20 protein-coding genes, 1 pseudogene and 1 other annotated feature are annotated in these 24,999 nt (G+C 46.9%); of the genes and pseudogenes, 18 read left to right on the top strand and 3 right to left on the bottom strand.

Going from position 1 to position 24,999, the window contains the following annotated elements:
• Positions 1-69 precede the first annotated feature (69 nt).
• Positions 70-2,406, top strand: a complete 2,337-nt coding sequence (gene lon / locus HUG20_RS14350) for an endopeptidase La (protein ID WP_200085333.1) — start codon at positions 70-72, stop codon at positions 2,404-2,406.
• Positions 2,393-2,980 (top strand): ribosome biogenesis GTP-binding protein YihA/YsxC, encoded by a 588-nt coding sequence (gene yihA, locus HUG20_RS14345; RefSeq protein WP_200085330.1) that lies wholly within the window; start codon positions 2,393-2,395, stop codon positions 2,978-2,980. Before lon ends, yihA begins: the two co-directional genes overlap by 14 nt.
• A gap of 27 nt (positions 2,981-3,007) precedes the next feature.
• Here the strand turns inward: yihA and HUG20_RS14340 are convergent, their stop codons facing one another.
• Complete coding sequence (locus HUG20_RS14340) at positions 3,008-3,520, bottom strand: hypothetical protein (protein WP_200085328.1); 513 nt, start codon at positions 3,518-3,520, stop codon at positions 3,008-3,010.
• Between the two features lie 429 nt (positions 3,521-3,949).
• Between HUG20_RS14340 and hemA the strand changes: the two genes are divergently transcribed.
• From hemA to hemL, 6 genes are read left to right on the top strand one after another with little or no spacing between them, the layout of a single operon-like run.
• Positions 3,950-5,374 carry a glutamyl-tRNA reductase gene (gene hemA / locus HUG20_RS14335; protein ID WP_200085326.1) on the top strand — a complete coding sequence of 475 codons (1,425 nt, stop codon included), beginning with the start codon at positions 3,950-3,952 and terminating at the stop codon, positions 5,372-5,374.
• Positions 5,375-5,407: 33 nt separating this feature from the next.
• Positions 5,408-6,241 (top strand): cytochrome C assembly family protein, encoded by an 834-nt coding sequence (locus HUG20_RS14330; protein WP_200085324.1) that lies wholly within the window; start codon positions 5,408-5,410, stop codon positions 6,239-6,241.
• Between the two features lie 10 nt (positions 6,242-6,251).
• Positions 6,252-7,184, top strand: coding sequence for a hydroxymethylbilane synthase (gene hemC, locus HUG20_RS14325; protein ID WP_200085319.1), 933 nt, complete (start codon positions 6,252-6,254; stop codon positions 7,182-7,184).
• Between the two features lie 5 nt (positions 7,185-7,189).
• Positions 7,190-7,951, top strand: a complete 762-nt coding sequence (locus tag HUG20_RS14320) for a uroporphyrinogen-III synthase (protein ID WP_200085317.1) — start codon at positions 7,190-7,192, stop codon at positions 7,949-7,951.
• Positions 7,948-8,934, top strand: a complete 987-nt coding sequence (hemB, locus tag HUG20_RS14315) for a porphobilinogen synthase (RefSeq protein ID WP_200085316.1) — start codon at positions 7,948-7,950, stop codon at positions 8,932-8,934. The genes HUG20_RS14320 and hemB overlap by 4 nt, the downstream gene beginning before the upstream one ends.
• A 29-nt stretch (positions 8,935-8,963) precedes the next feature.
• The gene (gene hemL / locus HUG20_RS14310) at positions 8,964-10,256 is read left to right on the top strand and encodes a glutamate-1-semialdehyde 2,1-aminomutase (RefSeq protein WP_200085315.1); all 1,293 of its coding nucleotides are present in this window, start codon (positions 8,964-8,966) and stop codon (positions 10,254-10,256) included.
• Between the two features lie 537 nt (positions 10,257-10,793).
• Here hemL and fmdA read toward each other — a convergent pair.
• Complete coding sequence (fmdA, locus tag HUG20_RS14305; RefSeq protein WP_200085314.1) at positions 10,794-11,984, bottom strand: formamidase; 1,191 nt, start codon at positions 11,982-11,984, stop codon at positions 10,794-10,796.
• A 159-nt stretch (positions 11,985-12,143) separates the two neighbouring features.
• On the opposite strand from fmdA, the gene HUG20_RS14300 reads away from it, so the two are divergent.
• The 3 genes from HUG20_RS14300 (at position 12,144) to HUG20_RS14290 (ending at position 14,560) form a co-directional block, all read left to right on the top strand.
• Entirely contained in the window at positions 12,144-12,329 is a 186-nt protein-coding gene (locus HUG20_RS14300) for a hypothetical protein (RefSeq protein WP_200085313.1), read from the top strand.
• 133 nt (positions 12,330-12,462) lie between these two features.
• The gene (spoVID, locus tag HUG20_RS14295) at positions 12,463-13,554 is read left to right on the top strand and encodes a stage VI sporulation protein D (protein ID WP_200085312.1); all 1,092 of its coding nucleotides are present in this window, start codon (positions 12,463-12,465) and stop codon (positions 13,552-13,554) included.
• Positions 13,547-14,560 carry a protein kinase family protein gene (locus tag HUG20_RS14290; protein ID WP_200085311.1) on the top strand — a complete coding sequence of 338 codons (1,014 nt, stop codon included), beginning with the start codon at positions 13,547-13,549 and terminating at the stop codon, positions 14,558-14,560. Before spoVID ends, HUG20_RS14290 begins: the two co-directional genes overlap by 8 nt.
• Positions 14,561-14,863: 303 nt before the next feature.
• Here HUG20_RS14290 and HUG20_RS14285 read toward each other — a convergent pair whose 3' ends face one another.
• The gene (locus HUG20_RS14285) at positions 14,864-15,073 is read right to left on the bottom strand and encodes a hypothetical protein (protein WP_200085310.1); all 210 of its coding nucleotides are present in this window, start codon (positions 15,071-15,073) and stop codon (positions 14,864-14,866) included.
• Between the two features lie 177 nt (positions 15,074-15,250).
• Positions 15,251-15,464 (top strand) — a binding site (T-box leader).
• A gap of 133 nt (positions 15,465-15,597) precedes the next feature.
• On the opposite strand from HUG20_RS14285, the pseudogene HUG20_RS14280 reads away from it, so the two are divergent.
• The 7 genes and pseudogenes from HUG20_RS14280 (at position 15,598) to mreC (ending at position 24,998) form a co-directional block, all read left to right on the top strand.
• Positions 15,598-18,242, top strand: a pseudogene (locus HUG20_RS14280) (valine--tRNA ligase).
• A gap of 13 nt (positions 18,243-18,255) precedes the next feature.
• Positions 18,256-19,551 (top strand): bifunctional folylpolyglutamate synthase/dihydrofolate synthase, encoded by a 1,296-nt coding sequence (locus HUG20_RS14275; protein WP_200085309.1) that lies wholly within the window; start codon positions 18,256-18,258, stop codon positions 19,549-19,551.
• A gap of 67 nt (positions 19,552-19,618) precedes the next feature.
• A complete protein-coding gene (locus HUG20_RS14270; protein ID WP_200085308.1) occupies positions 19,619-20,371 on the top strand; it encodes a prepilin peptidase in 753 nt (250 codons plus the stop codon).
• Positions 20,372-20,482: 111 nt separating this feature from the next.
• Positions 20,483-21,568 (top strand): hypothetical protein, encoded by a 1,086-nt coding sequence (locus HUG20_RS14265; RefSeq protein WP_200085307.1) that lies wholly within the window; start codon positions 20,483-20,485, stop codon positions 21,566-21,568.
• Between the two features lie 78 nt (positions 21,569-21,646).
• Positions 21,647-22,294: a RadC family protein gene (gene radC, locus HUG20_RS14260; RefSeq protein ID WP_200090532.1), complete on the top strand. Its 648-nt coding sequence runs from the start codon at positions 21,647-21,649 to the stop codon at positions 22,292-22,294.
• A 716-nt stretch (positions 22,295-23,010) separates the two neighbouring features.
• On the top strand, positions 23,011-24,048 hold the full coding sequence (locus tag HUG20_RS14255; RefSeq protein WP_200085306.1) for a rod shape-determining protein: 1,038 nt from the start codon (positions 23,011-23,013) through the stop codon (positions 24,046-24,048).
• 212 nt (positions 24,049-24,260) lie between these two features.
• The gene (gene mreC / locus HUG20_RS14250) at positions 24,261-24,998 is read left to right on the top strand and encodes a rod shape-determining protein MreC (protein ID WP_246476426.1); all 738 of its coding nucleotides are present in this window, start codon (positions 24,261-24,263) and stop codon (positions 24,996-24,998) included.
• Position 24,999 lies beyond the last annotated feature (1 nt).

The raw sequence follows: 24,999 nt of genomic DNA, 5'->3' as shown, positions 1-24,999 counted from the left end.
GCGATTCAAAAGAACGGGAGGCCCTGCCTTTCCTTTCTCATATGATTATAAACTGAACGGGGGTTGACGATGCCGACGACGGAAACCAGTCAAAAAATCCCGCTTTTGCCTTTACGAGGCGCACTTGTTTTTCCGGGAATGGTTTTGCACTTGGACGTGGGGCGCGACAAATCGGTACGTGCCATTGAGCAAGTAATGGAAGGTGACCAACGGATCTTGCTGGCAAGCCAAATTGACTTGGCAGTTGAAGAACCGGCGAAAAAAGACTTATATCAAATGGGCACGCTCGCCTATGTAAAACAAATGTTAAAAATGCCAAACGGAACGACCCGTATTCTCGTTGAAGGAATCCAACGGGCGACGATCAATGAGGTCACAAACGGTGATGAATACTACGAAGTAAAAATAGAACCATTGGCTGCGGAAAAAGGTAATCAATCAAAAATAACAGCTTTAAAACGGATGGTTAATGACCATTTTGAACAATACGCGAAAGCCTCGAGCAAAATTTCCGATGAAACGATAGAAGCCGTGCGCGTGATTGACGATCCCGATCATTTTGCCGATACCATAGCCTCACACTTACCGTTAAAAATTGAGCGCAAGCAAGAGATTCTCGAAGCCGTCGATGTTGAAAGTCGATTGCAACAATTGCTTGATATTCTGACGAACGAAAAAGAAGTGTTGGATTTAGAGCAAAAAATTGGTCAACGTGTAAAAAAATCCATGGAACGAACACAGAAAGAATATTATTTGCGGGAACAAATGAAAGCCATCCAAAATGAGCTTGGCGATAAAGAGGGAAAAGGCGGCGAAGTCGAAACGCTGCGCACGCAAATTGAAGAAGCGAACATGCCGGAAAGCGTAGAAGAAAAAGCGCATAAAGAGTTAACGCGTTACGAACGGGTCCCGACGGCTTCAGCGGAGAGCTCGGTGATCCGTACATACCTTGATTGGCTTGTAGCCATCCCTTGGCATGAGAAAACGACGGATCATTTGGATATTGCCAATGCGGAAAGCGTGTTGGATGAAGACCATTACGGACTCGAAAAGGTAAAAGAACGTGTATTGGAACATTTGGCCGTGCAACAGCTCACCCAATCCATGCAAGGTCCGATCGTCTGTCTAACAGGCCCTCCCGGTGTAGGGAAAACATCCTTGGCCAAATCAGTAGCCCGTGCCCTTAACCGTGAATTCGTCCGCATATCCCTTGGCGGTGTCCGGGATGAAGCGGAAATCCGCGGACATAGACGAACGTATGTCGGTGCGCTTCCGGGGAAAATTATCCAAGGTATGAACAAAGCCGGCATCATGAATCCCGTTTTTTTACTTGATGAAGTGGATAAAATGGCAAGCGGCTTTCGCGGTGACCCGTCGTCTGCCCTTCTGGAAGTGTTGGATCCGGAACAAAATCACACGTTTGGCGATCACTACATTGAAGAACCGTATGATCTTTCCAATGTCATGTTCATTACAACGGCTAATAATGCCTCGATGATTCCGGCACCATTGCTCGATCGTATGGAAACCATCAATATCGCCGGCTACACGGAAATCGAAAAAACAGCAATTGCCACCGATTATTTATTGCCGAAACAATTGGAACGGCACGGGCTTACCAAAGGCCATCTGCAAATCAAAGAAGATGCTTTAGTAAAAGTGATTCGCTATTATACGAGAGAAGCCGGAGTGCGAAATTTGGAGCGGCAATTGGCAAGCATTTGCCGAAAAGCAGCAAAAACAATTGTTACCGGAGAAAAGAAGAAAGTGGTCGTCACGCTGAACACGTTGGAAGACATGCTCGGGAAACCGCAGGTGCGCTACGGACAAATGGAAGAAAACGATCAAGTCGGAGCAGCGACGGGGCTTGCGTATACGACCGCCGGAGGCGATACCCTTTCCATCGAAGTTTCACTAGCGAAAGGGAAAGGGGAACTTACGCTTACCGGACATCTCGGCGACGTGATGAAAGAATCCGCGCGCGCGGCATTCAGTTACATTCGTACCAGTGCCGGGCAATTGGGGATTGATGAACGTTTTCATGAAAATACCGATATTCACATCCATGTGCCTGAAGGGGCGACACCGAAGGATGGTCCATCTGCCGGGATTACGATTGCGATTGCACTCATTTCCGCCTTGACCGGCCGTGCGGTAAAAAAAGAAGTCGGCATGACCGGTGAAATCACGTTGCGAGGAAGGGTGCTTCCCATTGGCGGCGTAAAGGAGAAAGCAATGAGCGCTCATCGCGCAGGGTTGAAAACGATTCTTTTACCGAAAGACAACGAAAAGGATTTGGAAGATATTCCCGAAAGCATTCGGACTGACATTTCCATTTCCCTCGTCTCCCACCTAGATGAGGTCATTCAATATGCACTGGGAGGCCGTCCGCATGCAAGTGAATAAGGCCGAACTTATCATTAGCGCAGTTGGTCCCGAGCAGTATCCGGAGGCGGGCCTTCCGGAAATTGCGTTTGCCGGCCGTTCCAATGTAGGGAAATCATCGTTCATCAATACGATCACCCAACGAAAGAAATTGGCGTATACCTCTCAACAGCCCGGAAAAACACGGACATTGAATTTTTTTAACATTAACGATGTCTGCCATTTCGTGGACATTCCCGGCTATGGGTATGCGAAAGTGTCAAAAAAAGAGCGGGCGTTCTGGGGGCGCATGATCGAAGAATATTTGCAAACACGCCCGCAATTGAAAGGCGTCGTCTTGCTCCTAGACGCCCGTCATTCCCCTTCGGAGCAAGATTTGATGATGTACGATTGGTTAAAATATTATCAACTCCCCATCATTCTCGTGCTCACAAAAATGGATAAACTGAAAAAGACAAAACGAACCGCACACGTCAAACAGGTCATTAATGAAATGGACCCCTTTCCGGAAGATAAGCATGTGTTGTTTTCTGCGGAAACCCGGGAGGGGAAAGAAGAGGCTTGGGGCTTCATTCGCGCGCTTGGGGAGTTCTAAACCGGAGCCTCTCCTTGTCTTCATCAACTACCTTCTTCGGAAGGTTCCTTTTCGATTTCTCTTTCCTTTTCTCTTGAATAATAAAAAAACGCCGAGGGTTAGCAAAAGAAGCGGCCAAATAAATGAAAAGGATTCCGATGCTTCTGCAATACGCTCCACGACCGGTTCAAAAAAGAGGAACAATCCCCCGATGCCGACCGATAGAATACCTGCAAAAAGAAAGTCTTTTTTTGTTCTCAAAAAAGCAATCAAGCAGGCAATACCGAGAAACGTTGCTAGAATGCCGATGTGGCTCGGCCAGTTTGGGTAAATGAAGGTAGCATGAAAATGTACCCCAATTCCGACCATAAAGATGCCCGGCAACAAAGCCGATCCTGATTTTGAAAGAAAACCGTCAATGGAGAGGGCAAGCCCTAACCATATTAACAATGTTTCCCACGTCATCCATTGAGCGGCCACTGCGGGAGCAAATATGTTTGTAAGAAAATAGATCCCGGCGCCGATAAAAACCATCCCCGGAAAAATTTGACTGCTTTTCATAAAAAACGCTCCAATGCTGCTGTTTTGGTCTGCTTAATTTTTCTACATACGCATGCTTGTGGCAATGTTTGGGCACTCTATATAGCGAGTGAAGTGAAACTTCCATCAGAGGGTGCACTTTCCCTCTGATGGCTAGTTGAACGAATCAGGGTGTTAGTCGCCCGTTAACTTCTGCTTACGGGTTTGAGCGGGAGTTTTACGGGCGCTTACCACCGGGAGAAACGAGAAGTTTGCGAACCGGGAAGCAAATGTGTTTCAATAAAGTTGCTAGCAAGATTATCGTAACATATCCTTTCAGTGCTTGTTCACATTTTCCAAACGAGAGACAAGTATGTTCGTGTTATAATAGCTTAAGGTAAATGATTGCCGCTATCGATACTTGGCAGACGGTCAAGTTTTTCGAATAAAGATGTAGGGGTGAAGATATAAATGCACATCATTGTCGCTAGCATCGATTATAAAAATGCCCCTGTTGATTTGCGTGAGCAATTTGCTTTTGATGATGAAGATTTGCCCGAGGCGCTTGGGACATTGCGAGAAATGAAGAGTATTCTTGAGTGTACGATCGTATCTACATGCAACCGTACGGAAGTTTATGCCGTTGTTGACCAGCTTCATACCGGTCGGCACTTTACGAAGAAATTTTTGTCCCAATGGTTTGATGCACCTCAAGACTCGTTTTCACACGTGTTGAACGTACGGGAAAACGATGATGCTGTCGTTCATCTTATGCGCGTAAGCACAGGATTGGAGTCCATGGTTATTGGCGAAACCCAAATCCTCGGACAGGTGAAATCAAGCTTTCGTACCGCACAAAAGCTTGGTGCAACAGGGACGGTTTTTAACCAATTGTTCCGCCAGGTGATCACCTTTGCCAAAAGGGCACATAAGGAAACGGAGATTAATGATACACCGGCGTCGGTGAGTTATGCTGCTGTTGAACTCGGAAAGCAAATGTTTGGAGATTTCACAGGCAAACATGTGCTTGTTTTCGGTGCCGGCAAAATGAGTGAATTGACGGCGCAACATTTACGCGCCAATGGTTCCGAAACGATTACAGTTATGAATCGTACCTATGCACGTGCGGAGGAACTTGCGGACCATGTGAAAGGGCAGGCCCGTTCGTTGGAAGAGATGGAAAACACACTTCTCGATACGGATGTTCTTATCTCTTCAACCGGTTCGGATCAATATCTGTTGCAAAGAGAGAATGTCGAGGACATCATCAAAAAACGGAGAGGGCGGCCATTGTTTATGGTTGATATCGCGGTTCCCCGTGACATTGATCCGGAGCTTGGAAAGCTTGAAGATGTCTACTTGTATGATGTCGATGATCTCGAAGGGATCGTTGCGGCGAATATGGCAGAACGAGAAACAGCTGCTGCCAAAATTGAAGCGATGTTGAAACAAGAAATCGAGGTCTTCAAGAATTGGCTCCACGAGCTCGGTGTTGTTCCCGTGATTTCTGCACTGCGTACAAAAGCTTTATCGATCCAATCCGAAACGATGAAGAGTATTGAGCGTAAGATTCCTGACCTTGATGAACGGGAACGTAAGGTTTTGCGCAAACATACAAAAAGCATCGTTAATCAAATTCTAAAAGAACCGATTACTCGCGCCAAGGAAATGGCAGCTGAAGAGAACAGGGAAGATGCTCTGGCGTTATTCACGGAAATCTTCGGGCTTGAAGATGAAGTCGCGGAAGCAAAGGAAGCGGAAGCGCTGAAAATTCTCGAAGAAGCCCAGAAAGAAGCACAATCTGCGCCGGAAGAAAAGCAGGATGATGAACAGGCATCATTCGTTATGCAAGGAAGTTCTAATGAGCCGTATTATGGACGGGATGCAACCGTTTAGATCAGTTTTTTAGTAAAGGTGGTATAAATTCGATTGGCCGCCTCAAATATCATCTATGTGTTGACGATCATTCTCTATAGCTTGAGCGTGTTTGGGTACTTTATTGATTTTCTCCAGAATAACCGGAAGGCCAACCGCTTGGCTTTCTGGTTCCTTTCTATCGTCTGGGTGTTGCAGACCATCTTCTTAGTATTGCGTGCTTTTCAGTTTGAACGTCTCCCGCTATTAACCCCTTTTGAAGGGTTATTCTTTTATGCGTGGGCAATGGTTACCCTATCTTTACTTGTTAATTTTTATTTTCGTGTTGATTTCCTTGTTTTTTTTATGAATGTGGTAGGCTTTTCATTGATGTCTGTAAGTCTGTTTTTTCCTACCGACAATCTTTCTCCGGTTTGGGAAGATATCCTCACTTCCGAACTGCTAATTCTGCATGTGACATTAATCATTCTTTCATATGCCGGTTTTACCGTTGCTTTTGCTTGCTCGATTTTGTATTTAATTGAACACCAAATGCTGAAGAACAAAAATTGGGGGAAACGATTGTTAAGGTTTGGGAGCCTGAATCAACTGGATCGCTTTTCATACGCAGTGACGATGTGCGCGTATCCGTTATTGTTATTGGGCGTTATTCTTGGATTTATATGGGCGCACAGCGGGGAAGGATTGCAAACAGTTCCTCTATTTGACCCGAAGGTTCTCGGCTCTTTAGCTGTGTTGGTTTTTTATGGCGGTTACTTATATCAAAAAGCGGTAAAAGGAAAACAAGGGTATGGCATGGCTTTTTATAACATGCTCGGATTTTTAGTATTGCTCGCTAATTATTTGTTGACGAGTGAATGGTCAAGCTTTCACATATGGAGTGTGTAGGAGGAAAATAATGAGAACAATCGTAATCGGAACAAGGAAAAGCAACCTGGCACTCAAGCAAGCAGAATGGGTTAAAGAGAAATTGGAAGCATTAGGGCTCCCCTATAAGTTTGAATTGAAAAAAATCATGACAAAAGGCGATCGGATTCTTGACGTGACGCTATCAAAAGTTGGCGGGAAAGCGCTGTTCGTTAAAGAGATCGAAAAGGCGATGGAAAACGAAGAAATTGACTTCGCCGTTCACAGCATGAAGGACATCCCTTCGGTCATTCCGGAAGGGTTCGTCCTCGGCGCGGTGACGGAGCGGGTAGACCCGCGCGATGTATTAATCTCTGAATCGGAAAAAAAACTTCATGAGCTTCCGGCAGGCGCAGTGATCGGCACGAGCAGTTTGCGGCGCCAAGCGCAAATTCTCGCTGCGCGCCCGGATGTGGAAGTGAAATGGATTCGCGGTAATATTGAAACACGGATGCGGAAAATGAAAGAGGAAGATTTTGATGCCATCGTTTTGGCTGCTGCCGGTTTGGCGAGAATGGGTTGGTCCGAAGAAATAGTCACCGAATATTTGGCACCGGAGAATAGTTTGCCATCCGTCGGTCAAGGTGCACTCGGGATTGAATGCCGAGCCGGGGACAAAGACATACTGGCATTGCTGGAACATATCCATGATGAGAAGGTTGCGCGCACGATAACAGCGGAGCGGGCATTTTTAAAAAATGTGGAGGGTAGTTGCCAGGTGCCGGTCGCAGGACATGCGGTGATGGAGAAAGGAAATGATATCACATTGCGTGCGCTTGTGGCTTCTCCGGATGGCAAAACATTGCTTCAGGACGAGCAAACCGGAAGTGATCCGGAACGTGTAGGAAAAATAATTGCAACAAATCTTCTTGATCGTGGCGGAAAAGAAATTCTCGATCAAGTGAAAAAAGATCTGGAGGGGTAGTCTGCATGCCGTTACATGCCCCTATCGCCTTGGTGACCAGGGGGAAAAAAGATCAGGCAGGGGAAGATCCTCTAGTCTCACATTTGCAAGCGTTGTCTGTACCTGTAAAGCATATCCCGGTTGTAACACAACAAATGCTAAATGAACGCGAAAACATTCCGACTGCACGTGAGGTAGACTGGCTTGTTTTTACGAGCGCGCATGCCGTTTATTACTTTGCTTGCTTGATGCCTGGAAAAGAATGGATGAGCGCGGATATCCGAGTAGCCACCGTCGGCCCTAAAACAGCAGAAGCTGCTGTCTCCAAGGGATTTACAGTCGATCTTGTTCCGGAAAAAACATATACGGCAGAAACCCTTGCTGAAGGGTTAGGTGATGCGATCATCCCGGGGGAGACGACGATATTGATCCCGAAGAGCAAACAAGCGAGAAAGGTGCTTCCCGACTACTTGGCAAACCGAGGGGCGAAAGTCGTAGACCCTGCCATTTATGAAACAGAGGTACGGACAGAAAGCGCGCATGCGTTGGATACATTTTTAAAAACGCAAAATGTTGGGATCATAACATTTACGAGTCCGAGCGCTGTCCATGCTTTTAAGCAAATGCAACCCGATTTTCCGAAGTGGCCCGCCATTTGTATTGGCACGATTACTGCAAAAGCCGCTTCAGAAGCGGGGTTTTCCCACGTGGAAGCGGCTTTCCCCCATACATTGGCAAGCTTGGCTGAACGAGTTTCAAACTATACGATTGAGGTGAGTAACCAATGAGTGACCTTCAGTTTGATCGTCATCGGCGATTGCGGATGACTAGTTCTTTACGTGATCTCGTCCGGGAAACGGCAGTCAAAAAAGACGACTTGATTTATCCTGTTTTTGCTGTTGAGGGAACGGATACGAAACATGAAGTTCCGTCGATGCCCGGCGTGTATCAATATTCGTTGGATTTGCTAAAAAAAGAAATCGATGATGTTGTTGAACATGGGGTTAAAGCCATTATGTTGTTTGGCGTTCCCGGCACGAAAGATGAGCTAGGGAGCAACGCGTACAATGAAAATGGCATCGTCCAGCGTGCGATTCGGGAATTGAAAGGGGAGCACCCGGAACTGACGATCATTGCAGATACATGCCTGTGCCAATATACAGATCATGGGCATTGCGGTGTGATTGAAGATGGGAATATTTTAAATGACAGATCATTAAGTTTGCTTGTAAAAACTGCCGTCTCCCAAGTGGAAGCAGGCGCGGATGTGATTGCCCCTTCGAATATGATGGATGGGTTCGTAGCTGCGATCCGTGCCGGGTTGGATGAAGCGAACTTCCACCATACCCCGATCATGTCTTACGCGGTAAAATATGCGTCCGCTTATTACGGACCGTTTCGGGATGCTGCCCATAGTTCCCCGTCGTTTGGGGACCGGCGAACGTATCAAATGGATCCCGCCAATCGTAACGAAGCCATTCGGGAAGCTGTGTCCGATGACCGGGAAGGGGCAGATTTTTTGATTGTGAAACCGGCACTTTCCTACTTGGACATTGTCAGTGATGTGAAAAGCACGGTCAACCGACCGATCGTCGCCTACAATGTTTCCGGGGAATATTCTATGATCAAAGCAGCTGCTGCTCAAGGTTGGCTCGATGAAAAAGAAACGGTGATAGAAAAATTAACGAGCATGAAACGGGCAGGTGCGGACTTGATTGTTACTTATTTCGCCAAGGATATGGCCCGTTGGATAAATGAATCCGATACGTAATGGGGAATCCCGAAAAGGAGGTAGTTAAAATGCGTACATTTGAACGATCGAAACAAGCATTTCAAAAAGCCGAACCTCTCATGCCGGGAGGGGTGAGCAGTGCCGTCCGTGCATACAAATCGGTGGGGATGGATCACGGGATTTATATGAATAAAGGGGAAGGGCCCTACATTACAGATCTGGATGAGCAAACATATATTGATTATGTCCAGTCATGGGGACCGCTAATCCTCGGGCACGCAGATCCTCGTGTCGTGCTTCGTTTACAGGAAACCGCTGCTTTGGGGACAAGCTTTGGCACGTCTCACGAGATGGAAACAGCCCTCGCCGAGCTCGTCATTGATCGCGTGCCGTCCGTTGAAATTGTTCGGTTTGTGAACTCGGGGACGGAAGCTACGATGAGTGCCCTACGTCTTGCCCGCGGTTTTACGGGCAGAAGCAAGATCGTGAAAATGGAAGGATGTTATCACGGGCACGGGGATTCATTGTTAATTAAAGCAGGTTCCGGTGTGGCTACGTTAGGGTTGCCGGATAGCCCCGGAGTGCCGGAAGGGACAGCTTCACAAACGCTTACGGTTCCATATAACGATCTCGAAAGCCTTTCGCTTGTATTTGAAAAGTTTGGTGATGACATCGCGGCTGTCATTCTCGAACCGGTTGCAGGCAATATGAATGTCGTTACACCTGAAGAAGGCTATCTCGAGGGCGTGCGTAAGGTAACGGAAGATTACGGCAGCCTGTTGATTTTTGACGAAGTCATGAGTGGATTTCGGGTTGGGTACCATTCCGCTCAAGGAAGATTTGGCGTCACTCCTGATCTGACAACGTTGGGCAAAGTTATTGGTGGTGGCCTTCCTGTCGGCGCGTATGGCGGCAGAGGCGATATCATGGAGCATATAGCTCCGGCAGGTCCGATTTACCAGGCAGGAACGCTTTCAGGGAATCCTTTGGCGATGACCGCCGGATATGAAACGTTGACCCAATTGAGGGAAGATGATTATGAGCAATTTGAACGGCGAGGCGCACGATTGGAAGAAGGCCTGCGAGCAGCTGCAGAAAAGAACGGACTTCCTCACCATATTAATCGGGCAGGTTCGATGTTGGGCTTCTTCTTTACCAACGAACAAGTGAAGAATTTTGAAACGGCCAAAACATCGGATCTGGAGCTATTCGCCCAATATTTTCAAGAAATGTTGCAGGAAGGTATTTCCATCGCTCCGTCCCAATTTGAAGGAATGTTCTTATCAACAAAACATGATGATGACATTATTGAACAAACCATCACCGCCGCGGAGCGGGTATTTGCGAGAATTGGAAAATAACGAAGAGAAGGGCTATCCTCAAATGACGGGGATAGCCCTTGTATATCCAGGCGATTGGTCGGTATGGAGGTCGGTTGCAGGTTCATGCAGCCGAAAGGGGAATTTTCTCCTACGGGCACCATAACCGCTTCATAGTGACCGAAGAGCCCTGCATCGATTGATTTTGGTCGTCATGGTTGTTTCATGGCACCCGAAAAAGGGATCTGCACTCGTATTCGGGAACCATAATCACTTCAGAGTAAGGGTTCCTGTTCTCTCCTGTTCATCCTAACTGCCAAGGTCTGCTTGATTGGGTTTTTTTCGACGTAAACTTAGAACCGGTTATATTTTCTTTTCTCATTTTTTTGGGCTCTGAGCCACGATCCAGTTTATTTTTGAGTGTTTTGTTCATCGTGAACGTGTGAGGGGGCAAATAAAGACGTTCCGAACGAACTTCACATCGGGGACAAAAGGAAAAAATCTTTTCCTTTTGTATGGAATGATGGTGTTCTGTGAAATCGCCACAATCTTTACATCGAAAGGTATAAGAAGCCATCGTCAATTCAACTCTTTTTTCGGAAGGATATTTTTGTCAAAGATAGCGGTCGGTAACGATACGGTACAGCATGCATTGGGGATGTCTACAATGCCGTTGATTCGGCCTTCAATGGGCGCTGTCCCCAGGAGCATATAGGCTTGTTCGCCTGTATAGCCTAATGTTTTTAAATAATCGATTGCATTTAAACACGCGTTACGATAGGCAATATGTGCATCAAGATAGCTCTGTTTGCCTGTGGTTTCATGGACACTCACTCCTTCAAAGACGAGGTATTCGCTATATTGTGGATCCATGGGACCGGGTTGGAACACGGGATTTCTTTGGATGTTATGCTTCTCCATACCATTTTTAATAATATCCACTTTCAGTTCAATCCAACCTGGCATTTCAATTCCTCCGCAAAACGTGATCTCGCCATCCCCTTGGGAGAAATGAAGGTCACCAACCGAAAGGTTCGCGCCGTCAACATACACAGGGAAATAAACACGGGATCCCAGTGAAAGGTTTTTGATGTCACAATTTCCGCCATTTTCCCGAGGCGGTACTGTACGGGCGCCTTCCTTGGCTACTCGACGGAAGTCTTCTCCTTCTAAAGTTCCAAGCACGGTGCTATCTTCATCAGGTAGGTTGGCCAAAGGAGGAACGCGATTTTCATCTTCATTAACGAGCGCCCCTTCACGACGGTTCCATTCCATAAGTAGGTCGTGGGAAGGTGCTACACCGATTAAGCCCGGATGAATAACGCCGGCAAATTTTACCCCAGGTACATGCCGGGATGTCGTATAGATTCCGTGAAAATCCCAAATTGATTTATTTGCTTCTGGGTAATGATCCACAAGAAAACTCCCGCCGTTTTCTTTAGCAAATATTCCATTAAATCCCCATGGATGTTCGTCAAATGCACCGATGTTTAAAATGTCGACGACAAGTAAATCTCCTGGCTCCGCCCCCTTGATTTCCACGGGACCACTTAATACGTGCACGCGATTTAAATTGACATCCCGAATTTCTGTCCCATCATCGTTATTGTTAATTTGTCCATCTGTCCAGTCCAAACACTCCATTTTGAATTGTTGGCCGGGGTTGACGCTAAATGCAGGCGGTATATCCGGATGCCAGCGGTTATGACCGGGTATTTCCTGCTTGTCCATAGACTTGGAAAGATCTACTTTGTACAATTTTTCAGACATTTAAAAATCCTCCTGATTCCAAATATGCCTATTTAGGGACTGCTGAATAACGGAAAAAGACTGGCACATAAGCATTTTCCGTTGGTGTTGCCAAAACTGGATGCAAGGAAATCCATCTTATAAGCAAAAACCCTTGCACTTCTGGCAACGTACGGAGGGATGAAGCTGCAATGGCGAGACTCCAGCGGAAAAACGGACGTGTCAAGCCCCCGCAGCGCCTTTAGCGAGGAGGCTTGCCCGTTCGTCCGCGGAAAGCGAAGCCATGGAAGCGACATCCCGGTTTCAGCTGATAGCTGCAAGTTGTTCTGCAACCCCTATTTATATCTACCCGATACGCTCTTATGATAAACAAATAATTGTCCCCCTCCCCACCATCACTGAAGAAACCAGTCATAACCGCCCATTCGGACACATACGTTGGTAGCGTACGAGAAAACGGTGGGACGGACGTATTTTTAACGAAGAGGGGGAACAAACCGTGACCCAAGAACAACCATCAGCTTTATCTTTCAACCTTGAAGAAGCGATATGGCTTGATCAAGGCGAGCGTATTCAATCCATTCTCGGATTGGAATTAGAGCCGGAAATTACGATGCAAGAGGATAATCATGAAGTGCTCATTAAAGGAGGATTACATCTCGTCGGCAAGTATCAACCTTATGAAAACAACGAAGATGACACATATGATAACCAAAGGCAAGGGGAAGTACCGCAAACGGCGGATCGTTTGAGCACGACAGATGCTGGAGAACGGGAGATCAAGCATTTTTTTCCCGTCGATGTAACCATCCCGCTCCATCGTATTCAAAGTTTGGATGATTTATATGTTCAAATCGACAGTTTTGATTATGATTTGCCGGAACCAAGTTGCATCCAGTTAACAGCTGACGTAACCATTACGGGTATGAAGGAGGGCGAGGATACAAATAGAGAATCCAGCCCAACACCGGAAGGGTTCCCAACGCTCACACACGAAGTGAAAGCACCGCTACCCAAGGATGAGGATGTACATCCGCCCTCTGATGATACCGAGGCGTTACGTGAGGATACAGAGGAAGAAGAACAAGAACAGGAATCAGGACCGGCCCTGAATTTTGAACAACTGGAACCGGAAATCGAAGACGAGGCTCCCGCGGAAGAAGAGCAAACCGACGTTGATACGCAAAAAGAATCGGTGCCGGAAAAATTACAGAAAATGGAAGAAACCATACTGTCAAGGGGTGATGCCGATCATTCCAATGCCGAGCCGGAAAAAGAAGAAGTATCGGAATATGAGGTCGTACAGGCTAACGACGAGGGAAAAGATGCGTCACCGGCCGATGACGAGGAGACACCAAAAACAAACAAGCGGGATAATGCCCTTTACCTGACGGAAATGTTGGGAAGTGACGATCGGGAATCTTTTACGAAAATGCGGATGTGTATCATTCAAGAGAACGAGTCCTTGGATACCATTGCCGATCGCTATGAATGTACAGTCCAACAGTTGCTCAGATGGAACAGAATGGACATCAATCACGTTGATCAAGGGGAAATTATTTATATCCCGGTGCAATCCGCGAATGAATGACGGGATTGAAGAACTTTTAATTCAAGTCGGTCTTCAAAATGCACACTGGGATTGGCAGAGTGAACGCGTTGTTAAAATCGAAACGCAAGATGGCCTATTTGCGCTGAAACGGTGGGAACAGACGCCGCAGGAACGTGAACATTTTCTTCATCACTTACGATATGCGGAGCGTGCAGGCATGAAAGGTATCATCCCTCTTACGAATAGGAGGGGTGATATGTCTATGTTTGAAACGAATCGTCATTATTTTTATCTGGAACCTTGGGTTGAGGAACAACCGCTAATGTCTCCGCCCCCAAAAGAACTTAGACTATTAACGATTCTTGCCCTTAATCATAAAATTTCCGAAGACGAAGAGGATATGACCGAAGACGAACTGTCCACGTACAAAAACGAAGTGCAGCAGGGTTGGCAACAAGATCAATTGCTAATGAACCGGTTGGCTGACCAGTTTGAACAATCCAGGTTTCTTTCCCCATTTGAGCTTACCTTTTTAAACGGGTATCCATTTTATGAAATGATGTTTGGGGAGATGAAAAAAGGGTTTCAGAAATGGGCGCGGCAAGTCAAGGAAAAAGAGGGATATCGCTTTGCTTTTTGTCATGGCCGGCCTTCGTTGGAACATGGGCTTATTGCTGCGGATGGAAATGCGTGGTTTACGAATTGGGAAACGAGCGGTCCCGGGCATCCTGCATATGACCTTGCCTATTTTTATCAAGATTTGGCCTGTCACTATCCTTTCGATCCGTTGGAGAGCAAACAGCTTTTTGGCACATATGAAGCCCACGGGCCTAGCTGGGGGGAAGCAGACACCGGCCTTTTAAAAGCGCTCATGCTTACCCCTGCACCGATATTGGCGTTTGCGCAAGCGTATGCGACAGAACCTCTGCGCTATGCGGAACATCAATGGACGGCGATGTTGGAATCCAAATTAAGCAGTTTGCGTTATTTGCTACAAATGATGCAATGGAAGGAAAAACAGGAAGCGGCCATGCAAAGTTCCTAGTCCGGCATGGTCGTTTTTTATGTAGGCGCCAAGCCCTTTGCAAATAATCGAACTATGATGCCTAAATATGAAAAAAGCTGGGCGTACGGTTGCCATGAACGGCTTATAGTGCCCGAAACCGAATGGAAGCCAAGCTTCCGGTTCTCAGGAAAGGGTTACGGAGCCCGAAAGCAAAAGGATGTTGCGCAATTGGTTTTCATGAGGGTGATGGAAATACTCGAAGTGTCCAGAACGACACCTGTGTAACGGACAGTAGCGTGGCAACGGGCCGAAGACATTTCACCGGCTTGTACGAGAAACGTATCAATATGGTTTTTTTCGGAAATACCAATAAGAAGAAACAAGAATGACTAATAGAAGCACATCAAACGTCGTAGGCAAAAAAATCGTTCGTATCGTTTGAAAGCAAATAATGATCAATAAGATTTGTGCAGCGGCATACCGCCACTTAAAAAACGAGGGTGGGCGTTTTTTTCCATATCCGGGTGGCGGTTTATAATAATGGCGTGTCATGACAGATTCCTTCCCCTTTCCTTGTGCAATCAAAAAACATAACATGTCGGGGGAAAAGCCAAACGTTTATCATCATTAATACATCCTATGTGTGGGGAATAGGGGCTGATACCTTTTATTTCCTTCGTTGACGAAATTGTTTCGGTTGCGTAGAATAAAGGAAAATAATGAGGTAAACCAAAAGCAATGAAACGGAAGGAGTAGGCGCTGATCTCTCTTCAGAGAAGGAATCCACGGCTGGAAGGTTCCGGGAGCTCTCATGCTGAAGTCGTCTGTGTAGCTGCTGTTCCGAATAAAAGTAAGAACGGCCGTTGGCTACGTTACAGCTATCCAAGTGTATGAATCAACGTTCATAAACAAAGGTGGTACCGCGAGCGCTTTCGTCCTTTGAGGGAGGAAGCGCTTTTTTGGTAGGTAAGAAAGTATAAATCAACTTTCTTACCTACATAAGTGCAACTAAGGCTGTTCGCCATAAAGCTTGGCGAAAACCTTAGTTTTCTAACATTTTAAGGAGGCTTTAAAAAATGGCAGATATGGAAAAGAAATATGATCCAAGACGGACGGAAGCGAAATGGTATCCGTTTTGGGTAAATAATGGTTATTTTGAAGCGACGACACAGGGAGAACGCCAAGGAGAACCTTTTTCGATTGTGATTCCCCCTCCGAATGTGACCGGTCGTCTTCATCTCGGACACGCATGGGATGTGACGCTCCAGGACATTATTGCACGCCAAAAGCGAATGGAAGGCCGTGATATGCTTTGGCTGCCGGGGATGGATCATGCTGGGATTGCCACCCAAGCAAAAGTGGAGGCCCACCTGAAAGAAAAGGGGCAAAACCGCCATGATCTTGGACGTGAAAAATTTCTTGACGTCAGTTGGGATTGGAAAGAAGAATATGCGAATTTTATTCGTGAACAATGGGCGACGCTCGGTTTGTCCCTCGATTACACGCGAGAGCGATTCACGCTTGATGATGGCCTTTCCAATGCCGTTCGGGAAGTATTCGTCCGGCTTTATGAAAAAGGCGTCATTTATCGGGGAAGTATATTATCAATTGGGACCCGGCTGCCCAAACGGCACTTTCCGATATCGAAGTGGAATATAAAGAGGTCGAAGGCGCACTGTACCATATGAAATACCCATTAAAAAATGGCGAAGGCCATATAGAAGTGGCAACAACCCGCCCGGAGACGATGCTCGGAGATACGGCAGTTGCGGTGCATCCGGATGATGAACGCTATCAGGCATTGATCGGGGAAACGGTGATTTTGCCGATTGTTGAAAGGGAGATCCCGATTGTTGCTGATGAATACGTGGAACGTGAATTTGGTTCGGGTGCGGTGAAAATCACCCCGGCGCATGACCCGAACGACTTTGAGATGGGGGAGCGTCATGATCTGCCCCAAGTGTTAGTGATGGATGAAGCGGGCATCATGAACGAAAACGCTAGGGATTACCAGGGTCTTGATCGATTTGAGTGCCGTAAAACGATCGTCCGGGATTTGCAAGAGGTGGGCACACTTTTTCAAATTGAGACGCACATGCATGCCGTCGGCCATTCCGAACGTTCGGGAGCAGTCGTCGAACCGTATCTCTCCACCCAATGGTTCGTGGATATGAAACCTTTGGCACAAGCGGCTATTGACTTGCAAAGTGAAGAAAGTGAAAAAGTCGATTTTGTCCCGCCCCGCTTTGAGCATACGTATTTGCAATGGCTTGAAAACATTCGCGATTGGTGCATTTCCAGACAACTATGGTGGGGTCACCGGATTCCTGTTTGGTACCATAAGGAAACTGGAGAGATGCATGTCGGAAAAGAAGCGCCCGCTGACAGCGAAAACTGGGAGCAAGATAACGATGTGCTCGACACGTGGTTCAGCTCGGCGCTTTGGCCGTTTTCAACGATGGGCTGGCCGGATGAAGAAGCGGAAGATTTGACCTACTTTTATCCGACCAATGTGCTTGTGACCGGCTATGACATTATCTTTTTCTGGGTTTCCCGCATGATTTTTCAAGGCTTGGAATTTACGGGCGAGCGTCCGTTTCAAGATGTGTTGATCCATGGGCTTGTCCGTGACGCAGAGGGGCGAAAAATGAGCAAATCCCTCGGAAATGGGGTAGACCCGATGGATGTAGTGGAACAATATGGGGCAGACGCGCTGCGCTTCACATTGGCAACAGGTACTTCACCGGGGAATGATTTAACGTTTCAATGGGAAAAGGTGACGGCAAACTGGAATTTCGGCAATAAAATTTGGAACGCCTCCCGATTTGCGCTCATGAATATGGAAGGAATGACGCATAAGGATATCGATTTGAGTGAAGTGACGGCAACGGCCGACCGTTGGATTCTCACGAAATTGCAACAGACCATCTCCCACGTGACCCAAATGATGGATCGCTACGAATTCGGAGAGGCCGGAAGGGCGCTCTACAACTTTATCTGGGATGATGTTTGCGATTGGTACATTGAAATGGCAAAACTCCCCCTTTACGGAGAAAATGAAAAAGAAAAACAAGCGGCACGCTCGGTGCTCGCCCATGTGCTGGATGAAACATTACGCCTCTTGCACCCATTCATGCCCTTTTTAACCGAAGAAATCTGGCAGCATCTCCCGCACGACGGAGAAACGATTACACGCGCAGCGTGGCCGAAAGCAAATGAACAATGGATCGATGAAGAAGCGCTGATGGATATGGAATTGTATCAAACGGTCATTCGTACGGTTCGCAATACCAAGGCGGAAATGGACGTTCCGCCGAGGAAAGAAATCCCGCTCCATTTAAAACCGACCTCCGAGGATGCAAAAGAACGATTGTTGCGCGGGCAACCGTATCTAGAAAATTTTTGTAACCCGGAAACGCTGAAGATCAGCATGGACCTCGAAGTGCCGGATCAGGCGATTTCCCATGTGTTAAGCGGCGTGGAGCTCTATATCCCGCAAGCAGGGCTCATCGATATCAACGCGGAACTGGAACGGCTGCAAACAGAAAAAGAAAAAATGGATAAAGAAGTCGAGCGTCTGAATCAAAAACTTGCTAACGAAGGTTTTGTAACGAATGCCCCTCCCGACGTTGTTGAAAAGGAACGGGCAAAGCATGCGGATTATGTTGAGAAACGCAAAACGATTATGGAACAAATAAACGAGTTGACGAAAAACAAATAAGGAGCAAGTATGGATGGATACATTTGATGAAGTGCTGACGTGGTTAAAAAGCCATCGTCCATTCGGAATAAAGCCGGGACTTGAGCGTGTCGAACACTTATTGGCGGCACTCGACCATCCCGAACGCCGTCTCCTGTCGGTCCATATTGGCGGAACGAATGGAAAAGGGTCAACGCTCACGTATGTACAATCGATTTTACAAACATCGGGGTTGAAGGTAGGAACGTTTACTTCCCCCTACATCATTCAGTTTGAAGAGCGCATCAGTGTAAACGGCACCCCCATCCCGCAAGAAGACTTCATTTCAGCGGCACGTGCCGTTGCGCCCCACGCGCTTGCCCTTGAAAAGACGGAGTGGGGCCCTCCGACGGAATTCGAAATTTTAACAGTGATCGCGAACTGGTATTTTGCCAAAATTTCCGTTCCCGATATCGTCTTATGGGAAGTGGGGCTTGGCGGACGTTTGGATTCGACGAATGTCATTCAACCAATTCTAAGTGCAATCACGAACGTCGGGAAAGATCACATGCACATTCTCGGTTCGGAAATTGCCGATATCGCCAAAGAAAAAGCAGGAATTATCAAATCTGCCGTCCCAATAATCACTGCTAGTAAGGATCCGGAAGCATCAACGATCATCCGTGCTCGAGCCAAGGAGATGCGCGCGCCGTATTACGCATTTCAAGAGCAGTATGAAATGCTTGGTAGTTCCATGGATGAGGATGGAGGAACGTTTTCCGTACGCACCCCGTTTCATTGCTACAAGAACTTGCATGTGTTCCTGCGCGGGGAGCATCAACTGAAGAATGGCGCCCTTGCAGTCATGATTGCTGATTATCTGCGGGTCTACCTGTCCTTACCTATTGATGAACAATCACTTGCAGAAGGTTTGGCAAAAGCCTTTTGGCCGGGCCGGCTTGAAAAAGTGCAAGCGTCTCCGTCCGTGCTTATGGATGGCGCACATAATCCGGAAGGGATCGAACATTTGGCGCGTTTTCTTATAAAAATGTATCCGGACCGGACGCTTCATATTTTAACCGCTTTTACGCAGGAAAAAGATCCGTCAACGCTGTTTGCCCCTTTGCTCTCTTTGGATCCTGCCAACTTTATCATGACGTCGTTTTCCCACCCAAGAGCAGCAGATCCTACGCAAGTTTCGCTGGATGCAGAAGTCTTCAGCGATTGGAAAAAAGGACACCATGAACTGATCAAACGTGCAAGTGCAAATGATATCATTGTGTTTGCCGGCTCTTTATACTTTATCTCGGAAGTTCGACAAAATTTTTTTGGGAAAAAAGCAGGAAAATGAAAGGGAACGGCGAATAATGTTTAGGAGAGTGGTTAGTTATATCGGGGTTTAAGAAAAGAGGTCCCGTTTGCTTACTGAAGTAATCGTTATTCTGATGTTGGGGCTCGTGTTCGGATCATTTTTCCAAGTAGTCGGTGTACGCGTGCCAGCGGGAAAGCCGATCGCTTGGAGTCGATCCGAATGTCCCAATTGTAACTCGATATTGCAGGCACGTGATCTTTTCCCCGTTTTTTCCTTCCTGTCTACTTTGGGTCGCTGCCGTTATTGCTCTACACGTATCTCTTCGCAATATTTCATCGCGGAGATTTCCACTGCTTTTTTCTTCGTTCTTGTCTATGTTCGCTATCATCCCCTTTCGATTGAAATGCTCGTTGCGCTCCTCGTCCTGTCCCTCGTTATCATCGTTACCATCACCGATCTGCGTTATATGCGAATTCCAAATGTTATTCTTCTCTTTTTTGCCTCGTTGTTCGTTTTGATCCGTCTTTTCATCGATGCCCATGAACCTTGGTGGAATCCGTTTTTTGCTGCAGCAACCATCTTTGTCACCCTGTCTTTCATTTCACGCTTAAGCGGGGGAGGGATTGGTGGCGGAGACGTTAAATTTTTTGCTGTACTCGGCCTCGCGTTCGGTTTTTGGGATTTGTTGCTCGTATTTTTTCTTTCGACGCTTTTCGGCACGTTGATCGGTTTGGCGGCGTTCGCCATCGGTCGATTAAAAACAGGCCAACCCTTCCCATTCGCACCGAGCATTGCGTCAGCGGTGGTGACGGTTCTATTGTTCGGAGACTCGATTTGGAGTCTGTATCCAATGGTTTAAATCGTCATTTTGTCGGACGGTCGCAAATGCCCATTGACAAAACTCATCATACTTCTGATTGGATCTGTGATAAGGTGAGGCATCAGAAGACGGAGGCATGAGGAGGCTGAAATGGGACAAGGCCACCGCAAAATAACCTTTAAGATAAACGGACAGGAAGTCATGAGTAACGAAGGAAATCGTGAAGATCGGGAAGACAAGAATAAAAACGGCACCGAGAATGCACAGGCTCCTAGGGAAGAAAAAAAACCAGAACAAAAAATGAGTGAGCAAAAAGAGACAAAGCAAAAAGATACAGGGGCCAAACCTTCCGGCGGGGACTCCGGGGGTGGAATCAAGGGAAATTATACTATAGGAAGGGAGCAAAGCGAAGTTGTCGATCTTAGCGAAAAGCGGAGAGAGTGGGCAGAGCGGGATCGTCAACCGTTAACGGAAAGCCCCGGGTTGCCCCTTCATCGGAAAAAGAAGAAGTCGGAAGTTGCCCGGTCAAAAAAAGGAGGCTCTTTTAAGCATCTTAAGATGCCTATAACGATTGCTGGGGCATTAATGGTTGGGTTAATGTTTGGTCTCCCTTTGCTCCAACTGGCCACAAATTTTTCACTGACCTCCGATGCCGGCACAACTGGCAGTACTTCCGGCGATCAACCTGGCTCTATTGCTGTTGACGAAGAAGAAGAGACGGAAGAAATGCATGTGGATATTGTACAGGCAGGAGCGTTTTCAACGAATGAGGCCGGGCATGAGATGCAAGAAGTGTTTTCTGAAGCAGGTTTTCCGGCGATCTTGCATGAAGATGAAGATGAAGAGATGATTTATTTGTATGTTGGAATGACTGCCGAGGGTGAAGCAGAAGACGAAATGATTCCGGAAATAAACGATGAGGGATTGGAAGGCTATGTGAAGGCATTGTCGATTCCAATCCCGACTGAGGAAATGGACGAAGAGACAGAGCAATTGGCAAGTGGTGTAGGAGAAGCTTTATTAGCCGGGCTGGGTGCGACTAGCCCGAGTGGGGATCGGGAAGAAGCGGAACATGCGCTCGCGGCCATCGATATGGATTCACTAGAGGGAGATGGACAAGGAGACGAGCGTTTTTCAGAAACGATACAAGCCTTGCATGAAGAAGCGAACGTTGAGGAACACGAAGCCTGGATGGAAGCAACTTTGGCCTACGAAAATTGGGTGAGAAGTCTCTAGAAGATGGTAATTTATCATAAATGAGGTGAAGAATTGACACAATCCCCCGCAACAAAACCCACCCTTCCATTACAAGAAATGCCCCGTGAACGACTCGTTCAAGAAGGGGCTGATCACCTTTCCAATCAGGAACTCCTCGCTATTTTGTTACGAACGGGAACGACGAGTGAAACCGTTTTGCAGTTAGCCTACCGCCTCCTTTCCGAATTCGAAGGCATCATGATGCTAAAAGAAGCCAGTCTCGAAGAATTGCAGGCGATCAAAGGCATCGGGCAAGTGAAGGCGATCGAATTGCTTGCAGCGCTGGAACTCGGAAAACGTATCCACACCACGCACCAAGGGGAAAGGTATGCTATTAAAACACCCGAAGACGTCACTGATTACGTCATGGAAGAAATGCGTTTTCTTACCCAAGAACACTTTGTGGCCATTTATTTAAACACGAAAAATCAGGTATTGCACAAAAAAACACTGTTTATCGGAAGCCTAAATGCTTCGATTGTCCATCCTCGGGAAGTATTCAAAGAGGCCTTGCGCCGGTCGGCGGCTTCCATTGTATGTTTGCATAATCATCCTTCGGGTGACCCATCCCCAAGCAAAGAGGACCGTGAAGTCACCAAGCGTCTCGTTGAATGCGGCAAAGTCCTTGGTGTGGAAGTGTTGGATCATATTATCATTGGCGATCAACGTTATACCAGCTTGCGTGAACATGGGATTATTCCATAGTATAAGCGGTTGTGAACGGCGTACGACCAGTGCATTTGGCACTGGTCTGTTTGCGTTGGAAAGACAAACGAGTTGAATGATAGAATACATGCAAACTATGATTAGAGGGATTGGGCTCTATTCATGAAAGAAATATATGGATTCGATACGTTATAAGGACGACGGAATTTTCCTAGGCAAACAACGATGCCGCAACTAAACAGGAAAACAAATCCGGCTAAAAAAGTGGAAAAATCGGTCGTAACGACCCGAGTCCGTGCGGAAGCGGAAAGAATACAAAAAATGATGTGGATATGCGACGATATAGCAACGAAGGCTGCCCCGGAGATGGCCTTTAATATTGCTCCGCATGATCGTGCAGAAACATGTAGGAAAAGTGATGCAATCGTTTAGAAATGATTGAAGCGATGATTTGGTTCAAAAGTTTCCGTATCGCTTGTTTCCCAAGTTGTTTTCCCCACTCTCTTCATCCGGAATATAGATGAGAGTGTGACGAATTGAGGAAATTTATGAAAGCTTGGTGAAATGCTATGTTTTTCGGATGATATTGCGTATAATGTATAGGGGAAATTTAGATAAAAGCCCAATGATTTTAGGGTTGTGTTTGGAACGCTATATTCAATAAAATGAAGAAGTGTAACGTTTTTTTTGATGAAGCGACAAAAATGGACAGGGATAAAATAATAAGCAGGGGAATAACGAAGGGAGATACATAGATGTTTGGTGGTTTTTCAAAGGATTTAGGGATTGATTTAGGAACGGCGAATACACTCGTCTACGTAAAGGGCAAAGGTGTCATAGTAAGAGAACCTTCAGTCGTTGCGATTCGTTCGGACGCACAAACGATTGAAGCTGTCGGCGATGATGCCAAAAACATGATTGGACGCACCCCCGGCAACATCGTAGCTACCCGGCCGATGAAAGACGGCGTGATTGCCGATTTCGATACGACCGCGACGATGATGAAATATTTTATTCGTCAAGCACAGAAAAGCCGCTCCATATTCACACGTAAACCAAATGTCATGGTTTGTGTGCCTTCGGGAATTACGGCTGTGGAAAAAAGAGCGGTGGAAGACGCGACAAAACAAGCAGGAGCCCGAGAGGCTTACACGATTGAAGAACCGTTTGCTTCCGCGATTGGGGCGGATCTTCCGGTGTGGGAACCAACCGGAAGCATGGTCGTTGATATCGGTGGCGGTACGACGGAAGTGGCAATCATCTCCCTTGGCGGTATCGTGACAAGTCAATCGATCCGCGTTGCCGGGGATGAGTTGGACGAAGCGATTATTCAATACATTAAAAAGACATACAATCTCATGATCGGTGAACGGACGAGTGAAAGTTTAAAAATGGAAATTGGATCAGCAGACAAATTGGAAAACGTGAGCAGCATGGATATTCGTGGACGAGACCTTGTTACCGGGTTACCAAAAACGATAACGATTCAATCGGATGAGATTTCCCATGCGATAAGCGATACCGTTAATACCATTGTGGAGACTGTAAAAGTAACGCTTGAACGGACACCGCCGGAGTTGGCTGCGGATATTATGGACCGGGGCATTGTGCTGACCGGTGGCGGCTCTCTTTTAAACGGCCTTGATAAAGTACTCGGCGAGGAGACGGATATGCCGGTACTCGTTGCAGAGAATCCATTGGATTGTGTGGCGTTGGGAACGGGCAGAGCGTTAGAAAATCTTCATCTGTTTCGGTCTCGCGCCGGAATTACCGCACGGTCGAATCGTAAATAACGAAAACTTGCATCAGAGGGAGACATCTCTCTCTGAGACTTTGAACGTACGCCGGCAATGGTCACTTCGTCCTGTGGCAACGCCCCGGCACTAGCATCGGAAGCCGGAAATCGGAAGAGCCTGAAAAAGCCTTTTCCGACTTCTGTCCTCTGAAATCTGACCTCCGGAATAGCGGAGATTGTTCAAGAAGATCAATCTAGAAGGTGTCGTCCATGCCCCATTTTTTTTCTAATAAACGATTGATATTGCTTATGGTCAGCATTATTGTGCTCGTCATTTTAGTCGGTTTGACGTTGAATGAACGAGAAGAGGTGACGTGGCCGGAGCAATTTATTAATGATTCCGTCGGAGTTGTTCAATCTGCTTTTCAGCGTCCGGCGAACTTTTTGAGCGGTATTTTTGATGATATCTCTGATATCGCAAATATTTATGAAGAAAATGAACGATTGAAATCCCAGATGGATGATTATGTATTTTTGTCTTCAGAAGTTGATGGGCTCCGGGAAGAAAATACCAGCTTGCAGGAAGCGCAGGAAATGGAGGAAAGCTTGGGCGATTATTCAAGTTTGACCGCCCTTGTGATCGAGCGCCAACCGGACCGTTGGACGGAAACGATTGGGATTAACCGCGGTTCCCAACATGGAGTGGAAAATGATATGGCGGTGATTACCGAAGGTGGGTTGGTCGGCCGTATTCAACACACCGGAATGTTTACTTCCCAAGTGCAATTGTTATCCGACGGAGAGCGCATGAATCGGATCTCCGCGATGGTAGCCATCGACGATGATGATTCTGCCTATGGATTCATCGAAGGTTGGGACGAGGAAGAAGATGCGTTTGTTCTCAGCACAATTGACGCAGAAACTGAGCTTGAAGAAGGACAGGAAGTAAGAACTTCAGGGCTGGGGGACTTGGGTTTCCCGCCGATCTTCCCATCGGAGAAGTTATAGG

This window comes from Salicibibacter cibi (assembly GCF_016495865.1).
In the GTDB taxonomy this organism is placed as follows: Bacteria; Bacillota; Bacilli; order Bacillales; family Marinococcaceae; genus Salicibibacter; species Salicibibacter cibi.
This window is presented reverse-complemented; position numbering and strand designations above follow the sequence as displayed.